The organism is Paraburkholderia sp. BL27I4N3 (assembly GCF_003386115.1).
GTDB lineage: Bacteria > Pseudomonadota > Gammaproteobacteria > Burkholderiales > Burkholderiaceae > Paraburkholderia.
This window is the reverse complement of sequence record NZ_QREJ01000001.1, coordinates 185,974-201,014: the sequence shown is the minus strand read 5'-3', so window position 1 is coordinate 201,014 and position 15,041 is coordinate 185,974. Positions and strand designations below refer to the sequence as shown.

General features: G+C 62.1%; 5 protein-coding genes and 1 pseudogene. 2 read left to right on the top strand and 4 right to left on the bottom strand.

Annotation, left to right across the window (positions count from 1 at the left end):
• Positions 1-18 precede the first annotated feature (18 nt).
• Positions 19-1,929 carry a phosphogluconate dehydratase gene (gene edd / locus B0G71_RS00890; RefSeq protein WP_116139142.1) on the bottom strand — a complete coding sequence of 637 codons (1,911 nt, stop codon included), beginning with the start codon at positions 1,927-1,929 and terminating at the stop codon, positions 19-21.
• A 297-nt stretch (positions 1,930-2,226) separates the two neighbouring features.
• On the opposite strand from edd, the gene B0G71_RS00885 reads away from it, so the two are divergent.
• Complete coding sequence (locus tag B0G71_RS00885; RefSeq protein WP_116139140.1) at positions 2,227-3,072, top strand: MurR/RpiR family transcriptional regulator; 846 nt, start codon at positions 2,227-2,229, stop codon at positions 3,070-3,072.
• Positions 3,073-3,139: 67 nt separating this feature from the next.
• On the opposite strand, the gene B0G71_RS00880 is transcribed toward B0G71_RS00885, so the two are convergent.
• The 3 genes and pseudogenes from B0G71_RS00880 to B0G71_RS42590 all read right to left on the bottom strand — a co-directional run.
• Entirely contained in the window at positions 3,140-3,892 is a 753-nt protein-coding gene (locus B0G71_RS00880) for an OmpA family protein (RefSeq protein ID WP_116139138.1), read from the bottom strand.
• A gap of 126 nt (positions 3,893-4,018) precedes the next feature.
• On the bottom strand, positions 4,019-13,336 hold the full coding sequence (locus B0G71_RS00875) for a YadA-like family protein (protein WP_404935452.1): 9,318 nt from the start codon (positions 13,334-13,336) through the stop codon (positions 4,019-4,021).
• A 177-nt stretch (positions 13,337-13,513) separates the two neighbouring features.
• Positions 13,514-13,633 (bottom strand): annotated as a pseudogene (locus B0G71_RS42590) (ESPR domain-containing protein); the annotation flags it as partial.
• Between the two features lie 774 nt (positions 13,634-14,407).
• Here B0G71_RS42590 and B0G71_RS00870 point away from each other — a divergent pair.
• Complete coding sequence (locus tag B0G71_RS00870) at positions 14,408-14,833, top strand: nuclear transport factor 2 family protein (protein WP_116139134.1); 426 nt, start codon at positions 14,408-14,410, stop codon at positions 14,831-14,833.
• Positions 14,834-15,041: the final 208 nt, after the last annotated feature.

The following is a 15,041-nucleotide window of genomic DNA, read 5'->3' as shown; positions in this document are numbered from 1 at the left end:
GCGTGCCGCTTGCGTGTTTCAGGTGTGCGCTTTGGCTTTTTCGCCGTGACGCGCAGCCTCGTGAGTGTCGTGCGACGCTGCATGAGGCGCCGCGTGCTCGCCCACCATCGCGCCGAATACCGACGCACCCTGCTCCGCCGGCGCCGCCGCCGCGCGGAACACGCCGAACAGCTCACGGCCGAAGCCAACTTCGTTCGCCGCCTGATGCTGCGGCACGGCGCCCTCACGCGCGCTCCATTCCGCCGCGTCGATTTCGATGTCGAGCACGCCGGCGTCGGCGTCGATCACCAGCATGTCGCCCGTGCGCACTTTGCCGATCGGCCCTTGCAGCAACGCTTCCGGCGACAGATGAATCACCGCCGGCACCTTGCCCGACGCGCCGGACATGCGGCCATCCGTGACCAGTGCAACATGGAAACCTTGATCCTGCAACACACCGAGCAGCGGCGTCAAACGGTGTAGTTCGGGCATGCCGTTTGCGCGCGCGCCCTGGAAGCGCACGACAGCGATAAAGTCGCGCTTCAGCTCGTGCTTGTCGAACGCTTCCTGCACGGCTTCCTGCGAATCGAACACGATCGCCGGCGCCCTCACCTTGCGATGCTGCGCCGCCACCGCCGAAATCTTGATGACGCCGCGCCCGAGCTTGCCCTGCATCAGACGCAGGCCGCCGTCCGGCTGGAACGGTTCCTTGATGCCGCGCAGCACCGCGGTGTCTTCGCTCGCTGCCGCACCCGGCACCCATTGCAGCTTGCCGTCGATCAGCTTCGGCTCTTCGGTGTAGTGCTTGAGCCCCTTGCCTGCGACCGTGTTCACATCTTCGTGCAGCAAGCCGCCTTCGAGCAGGTTGCGCACGAGGAACGCGACGCCGCCGGCTGCGTGGAAGTGGTTCACGTCCGCCTTGCCGTTCGGATAGATTTTCGCGAGCAGCGGCACGGCTTGCGACAGCGTGTCGAAGTCGTCCCAATCGATCACGATGCCGGCCGCGCGTGCAATCGCGACCAGATGCAGCGTGTGATTGGTCGAGCCGCCGGTGGCCAGCAACGCGACGATACCGTTGACAATCGCCTTTTCGTCGACCACGTGGCCGATCGGCATGTAGTTGCCGCGCTCGACCGTCAGATCGAGCACACGGCGCGCGGCCTGCGCGGTCAGCGCATCGCGCAGCGGCGTGTGCGGATGCACGAAGGCCGAACTCGGCAGATGCAGGCCCATGACTTCCATCAGCATCTGATTGCTGTTGGCCGTACCGTAGAACGTGCAGGTGCCGTGACTGTGATACGCGGCGGCTTCCGCTTCGAGCAGCGCGCCGCGGTCGCATTGGCCGGTCGCGAAGAGTTGGCGCGTTTTGGCTTTGTCGTCATTGGACAGGCCGCTGCCCATCGGGCCGGCCGGCACGAAGATGGTCGGGATATGGCCGAATTGCAGCGCGCCAATCAACAGGCCCGGCACGATCTTGTCGCAGATGCCCAGGCACAGCGCCGCGTCGAACATGTTGTGCGTGAGCGCGACCGCCGTGCTCATGGCGATGACCTCGCGCGAGAACAGCGACAGCTCCATGCCCGCATTGCCTTGCGTGACGCCGTCGCACATGGCCGGCACGCCGCCCGCGAATTGCGCGACGCCGCCGTTTTCACGCGCGGCCTGCTTGATGATGTCCGGGTAGTTTTTGTACGGGGCGTGGGCCGACAGCATCTCGTTGTACGAGGACACGATGCCGATGTTCGGCTCGCGAATCTGCTTGATGACGAGCTTGTCGTTGCCTTCGAGGCCGGCGAAACCGTGAGCCAGATTGGCGCAGGAGAGCGCGCCGCGCGCCGGGAACTTGCCCTGCGCCTGGTGGATGCGGGCGAGATACGCCTCACGAGTGGGCTTGCTACGCTCGACCACGCGCTGCGTGACCTTCAACAATTGCGAATGCGGGGAAACCATCGGAGCTCCTTCGTCGCTGGCCTAAGACGCGCAGTCGCTGCGCGCACGATGCCAGGTGGGTATCGCGGGGGCGTCGGGTCAACCGACAACGTCATGTTAGTAGAAAAACTACACGATCGCAATGTGGATTCTTGTTGCGACGCCGCATCGTCGAATCGTCAGAAGCCCTTTACTGGCGGACCGCCGTCATATTCCAGCAACTCCTAGGGAATACACCTACGCGCTAAATGTAGTTTTTGTACCTTTCAGGCAATCAGCTATAGTCCACGCATTCTTCAGCATAGTGCGAGTTTTCCGATGATGCTGTCCCAAGTCGAAGAGATGCGCGAGCAGTTGCGGCCGTCCGAGCGCAAGCTGGCCGACTATGTGATCGAGTCGCCACGCGAGGTGCTCGATCTGTCGATGACCGAAGTCGCCGCCCGCGCGGGCGTCAGCCAGCCGACCATCGCGCGGTTCTGTCGCGCGTTGGGCTTTTCGGGGTTTCGTGAGTTCAAGATCCGGCTGGCGCAAGGTATCGCGTCCGGTGTGCCAACCGTCTATCGCGACGTGCGGCCGGACGAAGGTGCGTCCGGGCTGATCGCCAAAGTGTTCGACCGGACCATCGGCACGCTGATCGAGGTGCGCAACAGCCTGTCGCCGGACAGCGTCGAAGCGGCCGTCGAACTGCTGGCGAACGCGGCGCGCATCGAGTTTTACGGCGCGGGCGGCTCGGGCATCGCCGCGCAGGATATACAGCACAAGTTCTTCCGGCTCGGCATGCCGAGCGTCGCCTACTCCGATCCGCACACGTATTCGATGTCGGCGGCGCTGCTCGAACCCGGCGACGTCGTCGTGGCGATTTCCAATACCGGCCGCACGCGCGACATCATCGATTCGGCGCGCTCCGCGCTCGCGCGCGGCGCTAAAGTGATTGCCATCACGCACGGCAGTTCGCCGCTCGCACGGGTCGCGAGCATTTGCCTGTTCTCGAACGTCGTCGAAGAAAACGACGTCTTTTCACCGATGACCTCGCGCATGTCGCATCTCGCGATCGGCGACATTCTGGCGGTCGGCGTGGCGCTCAGGCGTGGACCTGAACTCGTCGAAAGGCTCGGCCAGGCGAAAGGCGTGATCGGCCGGCTGCGCATCGACGGCGAGCCCTGAAGCCGCAATAGAAAAAAGGCCTGCGCGACGGCAGGCCTTTGACGGTCAAACTTTTGCGTCGCCCGATTTACTCGGCGAAGACGCGTACGTCGACACGACGGTTTTGCATACGACCTTCGGCGGTCGCGTTCGTGGCGACCGGATCAGCGCTGCCCATGCCCTTCGATGAGAACTGGTCGGCCTGAAGGCCACCGTCGCGCAGATAAGCGACGACAGCCGCGGCACGCGCTTCGGAGAGCATCCGGTTATGCGGCTCGGAGCCTGTCTTGTCGGTATAGCCGATCACGGTTACGCGACGAAGGTGTACTTCCTTGTTCACGCGCAGGAACTGGTCGAGATTGTCCTTGGCGACCGCGCTGAGTACCGAGCTATCGGTGGCGAAGTTCGCGTTGCCTTGCAATAGCAGACGGCGTTGTTGCACCGTGACTTGCGGTTGCGGGGCGGGTTGCTGCTGGACGATCACCACCGGCGCCGGCTGCTGTACGACAGGCTGCGTCACCGGCTGCTGCACGGCAGGCGCACCGCACATGAAGGTTGCTTCGCGCGGATCTTTCTTCGGCTCGTTGTTGCGTACGCCGTCAATCGATTCGAGCCAGGTGACGGGCTGGGCTTTACAAGTTTCTTCGGCCACGCGCACACAAGCCTGCGAGCTTTCGAAAAGTCCCTGACAGGTCACGTGATAAGTGCGTGCCTGCTGGTTCGGCGCGCTAATGGCGTGCAACGTGTAGGTCGCACCCGACTGCGTGTTACAGGCAGCGAGCGCGGCGACGAACGCGCCGAGCAACGGCGCGCGGAGATATTTAAAAAGAGTCGAGTTCATTTCAACGGATTCAGTGTTTGAAGCGGCGCTGTTGCTGCGTGTGCTGCCAACAACGGCGCGCTTTCAGTTAGGAGATGTGCGGATCAGGGCCGACGGATGGAATTTGCATCCCATCCGTCGAGGCGCTTACCACTGATAGGAAGCACCCAACCCGACGGTCGTGCCTTGCGAGCTGGTGCCCGCGCCGGCCTTCATCTTCAGGTTCTCGGTAATACGCGCCGAGATGCCGAGTGCGACAGCGTTTTGCCCGCCGTACGTGCCACCGCCGATACCGACCGCGATCGTCTTGCCTTGATCGACGTCCGGAATCATCGTCAGCGCCGTAGCGGCTGCAACACCGGCGTACGCTTTCTGGGACACCTGGTTGACGCTGTTCTGCACCGCGCCGATCTGTTGGTCGGTGTAGTCCTTCGCCGTCGTACCCGCCGGCAGATTGCCGACCGCCGCGCTGATCGAGTCGTTCAACTGGCCGACGTTGACCGCGTCGGTCGTTGCCGTACCAGCTGCCACGTTGGTGACCTGGCGTTCGTTGCCCGCCGAACCCACCGACACCGTGTTAGCACGGTCCGCCACCGAGTTCGCACCCAGCGCCACCGAGTTGGCCGCGCTCGCGCTGGCGTTCGCACCCATTGCCGTCGAATGCGTGCCGCTCGCGACCGCTGCTTCCGTGTCACGGTTGCCGTTTGCAGCAAACATCGGGTTGCTCGCTGCGTTGTTGGCAATGTTCGTCACGGTGGAAATCGCCGTGTTCAGCTGACTGACGTTGACTGCATCGTCGCCGGCCGAGCCTGCTGCCACGTTGTGGATCGTCGTACCGCCTGCAACACCATTACCCATCGTGATGCTGTTGTAGTTGGTCGTACCGTCCGCGTTGTGGTCGTACGTGACTGCCGCATTCGTCGTGCCGTTAGGATTGATCACGCCCGACGCCTTCAACTGCGCGACGTTCACCGCATCCGTATCCGCCGTACCTGCCGCGACGTTGGTGATCTGGCGTTCGTTGCCCGCCGAGCCCACGGACACCGTGTTGGCGCGATTGGCCATCGAGTTGGAACCCAATGCCACCGAGTTCGCCGCCAGCGATTGCGCGTTACCACCGATCGCCACCGAATCCGCGCCGATTGCCTGGGAATCCGGCAACGCCGAGTTGGCGTGGAAGTACGTGACACCGACTCCACTGCTGATGTTGTTCAGCGTGTTGTTGATGTTGGTGATCGCCGTCGTGTTCTGCGTCGTGCGGTCGTCCAGATTGGTAATCGCGGCACCTACGTTGTTGACGGTCGTGCCGCCCACCTCGTAAGTCGGCGCCGTGATGGAGCCATCCGTGTTCACCGTCGAACCACCGCCGATTGCATTCGCAACGCTCTGCGACACGCCGAACAGCTGCGAACCGTTCACCGCATCCACGCTCGTTGCGCTCACTTCACCGGCGGCTACGCCGGTCAGTTTGCGCGAACCCGCCGTACCCGTGAAGTCCACCACCGTACCGTCGCTATCCTTCGCCACGGTAATGTTGCGCGACGTCGCATCCTGCTGCACCAGACCCACCGAACCGTTGTTGATGTTGTTCGTCAGGTTAGTGATGTCGCTCGAGTTCTGCGTCACCTGCTGGTTGGTCGCATACAGCTGGCTGCCATTGACCGCGTCCGTGCTGGTCGCGCTCAGGCGGCCTGCCGCCACGTTGGTGATGGTGCGCTCGTTACCCACCGAGCCCACGCTCACCGTGCTCGTCGGAGCCGTGCCTGCAAACGTGTAGTTCACGCCGCCGACGGTCGCGCCAGTGGTCGCCACTGCTGCAGCCGTCGTCGAACCCGCGCCCAGTGCCACCGCGCCGGCATTCGCTGCCGATGCGTTGCCGCCGATCGCCACTGCATCCGCGCCCGTTGCCGACGAATCCGCCAGCGTCGAGTTCGAGTGGAAGTACTTGATGCCCGTACCGCCGTTGGTGATGTTGTTCACCACGTTGCTGATGTTGGTGACATTACCCGCGATGTTGCTGACGTTGTTGCTCAGGTTCGTCACGTTGCTGTTCGTCGAGTACAACTGCGAACCGTTGACCGCGTCCGTGCTCGCGGCGCTCAGAACACCCGCCGTTACACCGGTCAGCTTGCGCGAACCCGCCGTACCCGTGAAGTCCACCACCGTACCGTCGCTATCCTTCGCCACGGTGATGTTGCGCGACGTCGCATCCTGCTGCACCAGACCCACCGAACCGTTGTTGATGTTGTTCGTCAGGTTGGTGATGTCGCTCGAGTTCTGCGTCACCTGCTGGTTGGTCGCGTACAGCTCGCTGCCATTGACCGCGTCCGTGCTGGTCGCGCTCAGGCGGCCTGCCGCCACGTTGGTGATGGTGCGCTCGTTACCCACCGAGCCCACGCTCACCGTGCTCGTCGGAGTTGCGCCCGCGAACGTGTAGGTGACGCCACCAATCGTCGTGCCACTGGTCGCCACTGCGGTCGTCGTCGTCGAATTCGAACCGAGTGCCACCGAGTTCGCCGTCGTCGCCGATGCGTTGCCACCGATCGCCACTGCGTCCGTGCCCGTTGCCGACGAGTCGGCCAGCGTCGAGTTCGCGTGGAAGTACTTGATGCCGCCACCGCCGTTGGTGATGTTGTTCACCACGTTGCTGATGTTGGTGACGTTGCCAGCGATGTTCGTCACGTTACCCGCGATGTTGCTGACGTTGTTGCTCAGGTTGTTCACGTTGTTGTTGACCGTGTTCACCTTCGCGTCTTCCGACTGCAGCTGGCTCACGTTCACCGCATCCGTCGCGTTCAGACCTGCTGCCACGTTGGTGATACGACGTTCCTTGCCCGCTGCGCCCACCGACACTTCACCGCCCAGCGCCGTCGCTGCCGAGATCGCCGAGCCGCCGGCCGGCGTGAAGCCTGCCGTCGTCAGCGTCGTCGAGTTCGCCACCGAGTTCGAGCCCAGTGCTACCGAGTTCGCCGTCGTTGCGGAGGCGTTGCCACCGATCGCCACTGCGTCCGTGCCCGTTGCCGACGAATCCGCAAGCGTCGAGTTCGAGTGGAAGTACTTGATGCCGCCACCGTTGGTGATGTTGTTGACGGTGTTGTTGATATTGGTGATGTTGCCCGTCGCCGTGCTGATATTGTTCACGGTGTTCGACAGGTTGCTCAGGTTGTTCGAAACGTTATTGACCTTCGCATCTTCCGATTGCAGCTGGCTCACGTTCACCGCGTCCGTGGCGTTCAGACCCGCTGCCACGTTCGTGATGCGACGCTCCTTGCCCGCTGCGCCCACCGACACTTCACCACCCAGCGCCGTCGCTGCCGAGATCGCCGAGCCACCGGCCGGCGTGAAGCCTGCCGTCGTGAGCGTCGTCGAGTTCGCCACCGAGTTCGAACCCAGTGCCACTGAGTTCGCCGTCGTTGCCGAGGCGTTGCCACCGATCGCCACTGCATCCGTGCCCGTTGCCGACGAATCCGCCAGCGTCGAGTTGGTATGGAAATACTTGATGCCAGCACCACCGTTGGTGATGTTGTTCACCACGTTGCTGATGTTCGTAACGTTGCCAGCGATGTTTGTCACGTTGCCCGACAGATTGCTGACGTTGTTGCTCAGGTTGTTCACGTTGTTGTTGACCGTGTTCACCTTCGCATCTTCCGACTGCAGCTGGCTCACGTTCACTGCGTCCGTCGCTGCCGAACCGGCTGCTACGTTCGTGATGCGACGTTCCTTGCCTGCCGAACCCACCGACACTTCGCCGTTGGCCGTCGAAGCCGTGCCCGACAGCGTGCCCGTGCCCGGGTTGTAACCCGCGGCCGACAGGTTCGCCGTCGTGGTCGAACCCGAACCCAGCGCCACCGAGTTCGCTGCCGAGGCCGACGCCGCACCACCGATCGCCACTGCATCCGTGCCCGTTGCCGACGAATCCGCAAGCGTCGAGTTCGCGTGGAAGTACTTGATGCCACCACCGTTGGTGATGTTGTTGACGGTGTTGTTGATATTGGTGATGTTGCCCGTCGCCGTGCTGATATTGTTCACGGTGTTCGACAGGTTGCTCAGGTTGTTCGAAACGTTATTGACCTTCGCATCTTCCGATTGCAACTGGCTCACGTTCACTGCATCCGTGGCGTTCAGACCCGCTGCCACGTTCGTGATACGACGTTCCTTACCCGCTGCGCCCACCGACACTTCACCGCCCAGCGCCGTCGCTGCCGAGATCGCCGAACCACCGGCCGGCGTGAAGCCTGCCGTCGTCAGCGTCGTCGAGTTCGCCACCGAGTTCGAGCCCAGTGCCACCGAGTTCGCCGTCGTTGCCGAGGCGTTGCCACCGATCGCCACTGCGTCCGTGCCCGTTGCCGACGAGTCTGCCAGCGTCGAGTTCGCGTGGAAATACTTGATGCCGGTGCCGCCGTTGGTGATGTTGTTCACCGTGTTGCTGATGTTGGTGACGTTACCCGCGATGTTGCTGACGTTGTTGCTCAGGTTGTTCACGTTGTTGTTGACCGTGTTCACCTTCGCATCTTCCGACTGCAACTGGCTCACGTTCACCGCGTCCGTCGCCGCCGAGCCGGCTGCCACGTTGGTGATACGACGTTCCTTGCCTGCCGAGCCAATCGACACTTCGCCGTTGGCCGTCGAAGCCGTGCCCGACAGCGTGCCCGTGCCCGGGTTGTAACCCGCAGCCGACAGGTTCGCCGTCGTGGTCGAACCCGAACCCAGCGCCACCGAGTTGGCTGCCGAGGCCGAGGCGTTGCCACCGATCGCCACCGCATCCGTGCCCGTTGCCGACGAGTCCGCCAGCGTCGAGTTCGCGTGGAAATACTTGATGCCGCCACCGTTGGTGATGTTGTTGACGGTGTTGCTGATATTGGTGATGTTGCCCGTCGCCGTGCTGATATTGTTCACGGTGTTCGACAGGTTGCTCAGATTGTTCGAAACGTTATTGACCTTCGCATCTTCCGATTGCAGCTGGCTCACGTTCACCGCGTCCGTCGCCGCCGAACCGGCTGCGACGTTCGTGATGCGACGTTCCTTGCCTGCCGAACCCACCGACACTTCGCCGTTGGCCGTCGAAGCCGTGCCCGACAGCGTGCCCGTGCCCGGGTTGTAACCCGCGGCCGACAGGTTCGCGGTCGTCGTCGAACTCGAACCCAGCGCCACCGAGTTCGCAGCCGAGGCCGATGCCGCACCACCGATCGCCACCGCGTTCGTGCCCGTTGCCGACGAATCCGCCAGCGTCGAGTTCGCGTGGAAGTACTTGATGCCCGTGCCGCCGTTGGTGATGTTGTTCACCACGTTGCTGATGTTCGTGACATTGCCAGCGATGTTGCTGACGTTGTTGCTCAGGTTCGAAACGTTATTGCTGACGTTGTTCACCTTTACGTCTTCCGACTGCAGCTGGCTCACGTTCACCGCGTCCGTGGCGTTCAGACCCGCTGCCACGTTCGTGATGCGACGTTCCTTACCCGCTGCGCCAACCGACACTTCACCGCCGAGCGCCGTCGCTGCCGAGATCGCCGAGCCGCCGGCCGGCGTGAAGCCTGCCGTCGTCAGCGTCGTCGAGTTCGCCACCGAGTTCGAGCCCAGTGCTACCGAGTTCGCCGTCGTTGCCGATGCGTTGCCACCGATCGCCACTGCATCCGTGCCCGTTGCCGACGAATCCGCCAGCGTCGAGTTCGCATGGAAGTACTTGATGCCACCACCGTTGGTGATGTTGTTCACCACGTTGCTGATGTTGGTGACGTTGCCAGCGATGTTCGTCACGTTGCCCGACAGATTGCTGACGTTGTTGCTCAGGTTGTTCACGTTGTTGTTGACCGTGTTCACCTTCGCATCTTCCGACTGCAACTGGCTCACGTTCACTGCGTCCGTCGCTGCCGAACCGGCTGCCACGTTGGTGATACGACGTTCCTTGCCTGCCGAGCCCATCGACACTTCGCCATTGGCCGTCGAAGCCGTGCCCGACAGCGTGCCCGTGCCCGGGTTGTAACCCGCGGCCGACAGGTTCGCGGTCGTCGTCGAACCCGAACCCAGTGCTACCGAGTTGGCTGCCGAGGCCGAGGCCGCACCACCGATCGCCACCGCGTTCGTGCCGGTTGCCGACGAATCCGCCAGCGTCGAGTTCGTGTGGAAGTACTTGATGCCCGTACCGCCGTTGGTGATGTTGTTCACCACGTTGCTGATGTTGGTGACGTTACCCGCGATGTTGCTGACGTTGTTGCTCAGGTTGTTCACGTTGTTGTTGACCGTGTTCACCTTCGCATCTTCCGATTGCAACTGGCTCACGTTCACCGCGTCCGTCGCTGCCGAACCGGCTGCCACGTTGGTGATGCGACGTTCCTTGCCTGCCGAACCCACCGACACTTCGCCGTTGGCCGTCGAAGCCGTGCCCGACAGCGTGCCCGTGCCCGGGTTGTAACCCGCGGCCGACAGGTTCGCGGTCGTCGTCGAACCCGAACCCAGCGCCACCGAGTTCGCTGCCGAGGCCGAGGCCGCACCACCGATCGCCACTGCGTCTGTGCCCGTTGCCGACGAGTCCGCCAGCGTCGAGTTCGTGTGGAAGTACTTGATGCCACCACCGTTGGTGATGTTGTTCACCGTGTTACTAAGGTTGGTGACGTTGCCAGCGATGTTGGTCACGTTGCCGGCAATGTTCGACACATTCTGGTTCGTCGCATACAACTGCGAGCCGTTCACCGCGTCCGTGCTGGTCGCGCTCAGCGTGCCGGCGGCCATGTTGACCACCTTGCGCTGCGACGTGGACGAACCCACCGACACCGTATTATTGACATCAGCAACAGAGTTGGAGCCCAAAGCCACCGAGTTACTTCCCGACGCCGTCGTGCCCATGCCAAGTGCAGTTGCCGCGTAATTCGTGGCCGAGCTGTTCGCGCCAACGGCGGTGGTATAACCCCAGGTTAGCGCCCCCCCTTGGGCAAGCGCGTTTTCGCCGATCGCGACAGAGTAACCGGCGTTGGAGCCCATGCTATTGAGGGCGCCCGCCTTCGCATTGCCGCCCAGTGCGACCGACGATCCCCCACCGGCTTGCGCGCTAGTGCCAATAGCGATCAGGTCAACACCTGTGGAATCGGCAATAGGCGCGGTGTTCGCGCCGGTTCCCATCGCAATTCCGTTGGTGCCCGCTGCCACAGCGCCCCCGCCGATCGCCACCGCGTTCGTGCCCGTTGCCGATGAATCCGCCAGCGTCGAGTTCGTGTGGAAGTACTTGATGCCACCGCCGTTGGTAATGTTGTTGACGGTGTTGTTGATATTGGTGATGTTGCCCGTCGCCGTGCTGATATTGTTCACGGTGTTCGACAGGTTGCTCAGGTTGTTCGAAACGTTATTGACCTTCGCGTCTTCCGACTGCAGCTGGCTCACGTTCACCGCGTCCGTCGCTGCCGAACCGGCTGCCACGTTCGTGATGCGACGTTCCTTGCCTGCCGAGCCCACCGACACTTCGCCATTGGCCGTCGAAGCCGTGCCCGACAGCGTGCCCGTGCCCGGGTTGTAACCCGCGGCCGACAGGTTCGCCGTCGTGGTCGAACCCGAACCCAGCGCCACCGAGTTCGCTGCCGAGGCCGACGCCGCACCACCGATCGCCACCGCGTTCGTGCCCGTTGCCGACGAATCCGCCAGCGTCGAGTTCGTGTGGAAGTACTTGATGCCCGTACCGCCGTTGGTGATGTTGTTCACCACGTTGCTGATGTTGGTGACGTTACCCGCGATGTTGCTGACGTTGTTGCTCAGGTTGTTCACGTTGTTGTTGACCGTGTTCACCTTCGCATCTTCCGATTGCAACTGGCTCACGTTCACCGCGTCCGTCGCTGCCGAACCGGCTGCCACGTTGGTGATGCGACGTTCCTTGCCTGCCGAACCCACCGACACTTCGCCGTTGGCCGTCGAAGCCGTGCCCGACAGCGTGCCCGTGCCCGGGTTGTAACCCGCGGCCGACAGGTTCGCGGTCGTCGTCGAACCCGAACCCAGCGCCACCGAGTTCGCTGCCGAGGCCGAGGCCGCACCACCGATCGCCACTGCGTCTGTGCCCGTTGCCGACGAGTCCGCCAGCGTCGAGTTCGTGTGGAAGTACTTGATGCCACCACCGTTGGTGATGTTGTTCACCGTGTTACTAAGGTTGGTGACGTTGCCAGCGATGTTGGTCACGTTGCCGGCAATGTTCGACACATTCTGGTTCGTCGCATACAACTGCGAGCCGTTCACCGCGTCCGTGCTGGTCGCGCTCAGCGTGCCGGCGGCCATGTTGACCACCTTGCGCTGCGACGTGGACGAACCCACCGACACCGTATTATTGACATCAGCAACAGAGTTGGAGCCCAAAGCCACCGAGTTACTTCCCGACGCCGTCGTGCCCATGCCAAGTGCAGTTGCCGCGTAATTCGTGGCCGAGCTGTTCGCGCCAACGGCGGTGGTATAACCCCAGGTTAGCGCCCCCCCTTGGGCAAGCGCGTTTTCGCCGATCGCGACAGAGTAACCGGCGTTGGAGCCCATGCTATTGAGGGCGCCCGCCTTCGCATTGCCGCCCAGTGCGACCGACGATCCCCCACCGGCTTGCGCGCTAGTGCCAATAGCGATCAGGTCAACACCTGTGGAATCGGCAATAGGCGCGGTGTTCGCGCCGGTTCCCATCGCAATTCCGTTGGTGCCCGCTGCCACAGCGCCCCCGCCGATCGCCACCGCGTTCGTGCCCGTTGCCGATGAATCCGCCAGCGTCGAGTTCGTGTGGAAGTACTTGATGCCACCGCCGTTGGTAATGTTGTTGACGGTGTTGTTGATATTGGTGATGTTGCCCGTCGCCGTGCTGATATTGTTCACGGTGTTCGACAGGTTGCTCAGGTTGTTCGAAACGTTATTGACCTTCGCGTCTTCCGACTGCAGCTGGCTCACGTTCACCGCGTCCGTCGCTGCCGAACCGGCTGCCACGTTCGTGATGCGACGTTCCTTGCCTGCCGAGCCCACCGACACTTCGCCATTGGCCGTCGAAGCCGTGCCCGACAGCGTGCCCGTGCCCGGGTTGTAACCCGCGGCCGACAGGTTCGCCGTCGTGGTCGACAAATAGCCTAGCGCTACCGAGTTCGCTGCAGTTGCATTCGCCCACGCGCCCAATGCTGTCGAATTACTCCCTGATGCACTTGCGCTATAACCCACTCCCGTCGCGTCAACGCCGGTCCCAGCGGAATTTTCTCCCACTGCTGTCGCGTAGGACGCTGTGGCAGTTGAAAGCGTACCCAGCGCCGTGGCAGCCACTGCGGACGCTACCGCGCTAGTACCAACTGCCGTGGCAGCTAACGCCGACGCTGTCGCGTCAGAGCCGAACGCCAACGAATTCGAGCCCGTCGCTTTTGCCATTTGCCCGACAGCTGTCGCGCCGGCGGCCGAGGAGCCCCCCGCGACCGCACCATTGCCAATCGCGGTTGATTGGGCCCCGAGTGCTTGCGCGCCCCCGCCAACGGCCACGCTGTAGTTGTCGGTAACTAATGCGTTCACGCCGATGGCGACCCCTTGACCGCCGTCACCAGTGGCGGTCACTTTAGCACCTTGACCAATGGCTTCCGCCGTAGCAGCCGCCACCGTCCCGCCGTCAAGCCCACCAGCCACGGCCGAGCCAGCGCCGATGAGCGCGCTCCCGCCAATGACAAGCGCCAACACGCTCTTTGCCGGCGAGGCGGATTTCTTCCGTCCCTTGGCCGTCTCCTGCGCAGCAACCCACGTCCCCGTCGATTCGTTCCAGACAGAGCGATATGTCTTATTCATTTGAAAATCCTGATGAAAATTGAAAAAAGTTGTTCACGCGTTCGTGCTTGCCGCGCGGCGATGCGTCGGTGAAGTTCTGACTGAGGCGTTCGGTAGCCGGTGGACAGAGCCAGGAAGAGAAGGACTGAAGCGCCAATTGATTTGAAATTCGCGGAATTGATGACCTGCGGCAGATTCCGAATCGCTCCCGCTTATCGGGGCGTCGCTCCAATATCAAAAATGCCTTTGACTGCGTTTTCTCTATGTATGAAACTTTATGACCGACGTCATCAGACCTTAATAAGAGCATTCCGAATTGAGAGATCACGCGGCAAGATTGACAAAAACTGCCTGGATTTTTTTCTTCGGCGAAACTCGACTCGACGACGGGTCTGGTAAATGAAAGGCGCGGCGGCGGAGATTTCTGTTTTGATATTAAGAATTATCCCAACGACACACCCATGCTTAGAGCACAACGCGGAGGCCACGGCAAGATTCACGGCGGACCTAATAGGACTTGCTCGTGATGGACGGAGACAGAAACAGGACAATTCTTAATGCCGTAAGCGGAATTCCTCGGGCACATTAGGAATTCGCTTATTTATATTGATGCAAAATAATCTAAAATTTTTACAAATGCCGCCCCGTAAATCGAGAGCAAAGCATTCTCCTTCGATTTGCCGAAAGTCGGAATCGATTGCCGGCGGCGCAAAGTGATTGTTTTTTGCACAGCCGCTGGAGCAAAAAACACACGCTCGGCGCGCCGCCTCCCCTCACTTAATCGAGATAATCAGCATGAAAGCGCTCAACCGTTTGACCCTTGCCATTCTTTTGGCGTCCTCCCTCGCGTCCCCTGCGTTCGCATCAGATCAAGACGAAGCGACTCTGAAGGCAATGGAACAGACTTGGGCCACTGCGACCGCCAACACTGACCGCGTCACGCTGGAGAAGCTGCTCGACGATTCTTTCGTCGACACGACCCCCAGCGGCTCGCACCGCAGCAAGTCCGACCTTCTGTTGGCGCCGCCGCCGCCGCCCGGCTCGACGCAAACCTTGATGGATATGGAAGTCCGCGTGAACGGCGACACCGCCATCGTCACCGGCATCAATCAATTCAGAGCAAACCCAGGCGCGCGGCCGGTGGACTATTCGTTTACCGACGTGTTCGTCCGTAAATCCGAAGGCTGGCGAGCGATCGCAGCACAAATGATTCGCAAGTGAGAGAACAAGGGCGGCCCGTGCGCCGCCCTGGTGGCTTGAAGGCACAAGAAGCGTGACCTTGCTCGCGCTTCTTTTATACCGTTGCGGAGCCATCCCGCCCGGTCGACGAGCCGGTGCCTCAGTAGTGGAATACGTCGGCCGGCTACTGCAAGCCACGCCAGGCAGCCGCGGTCTTCCAGTCACAACAGCCCCTGCGAGATACACCGCC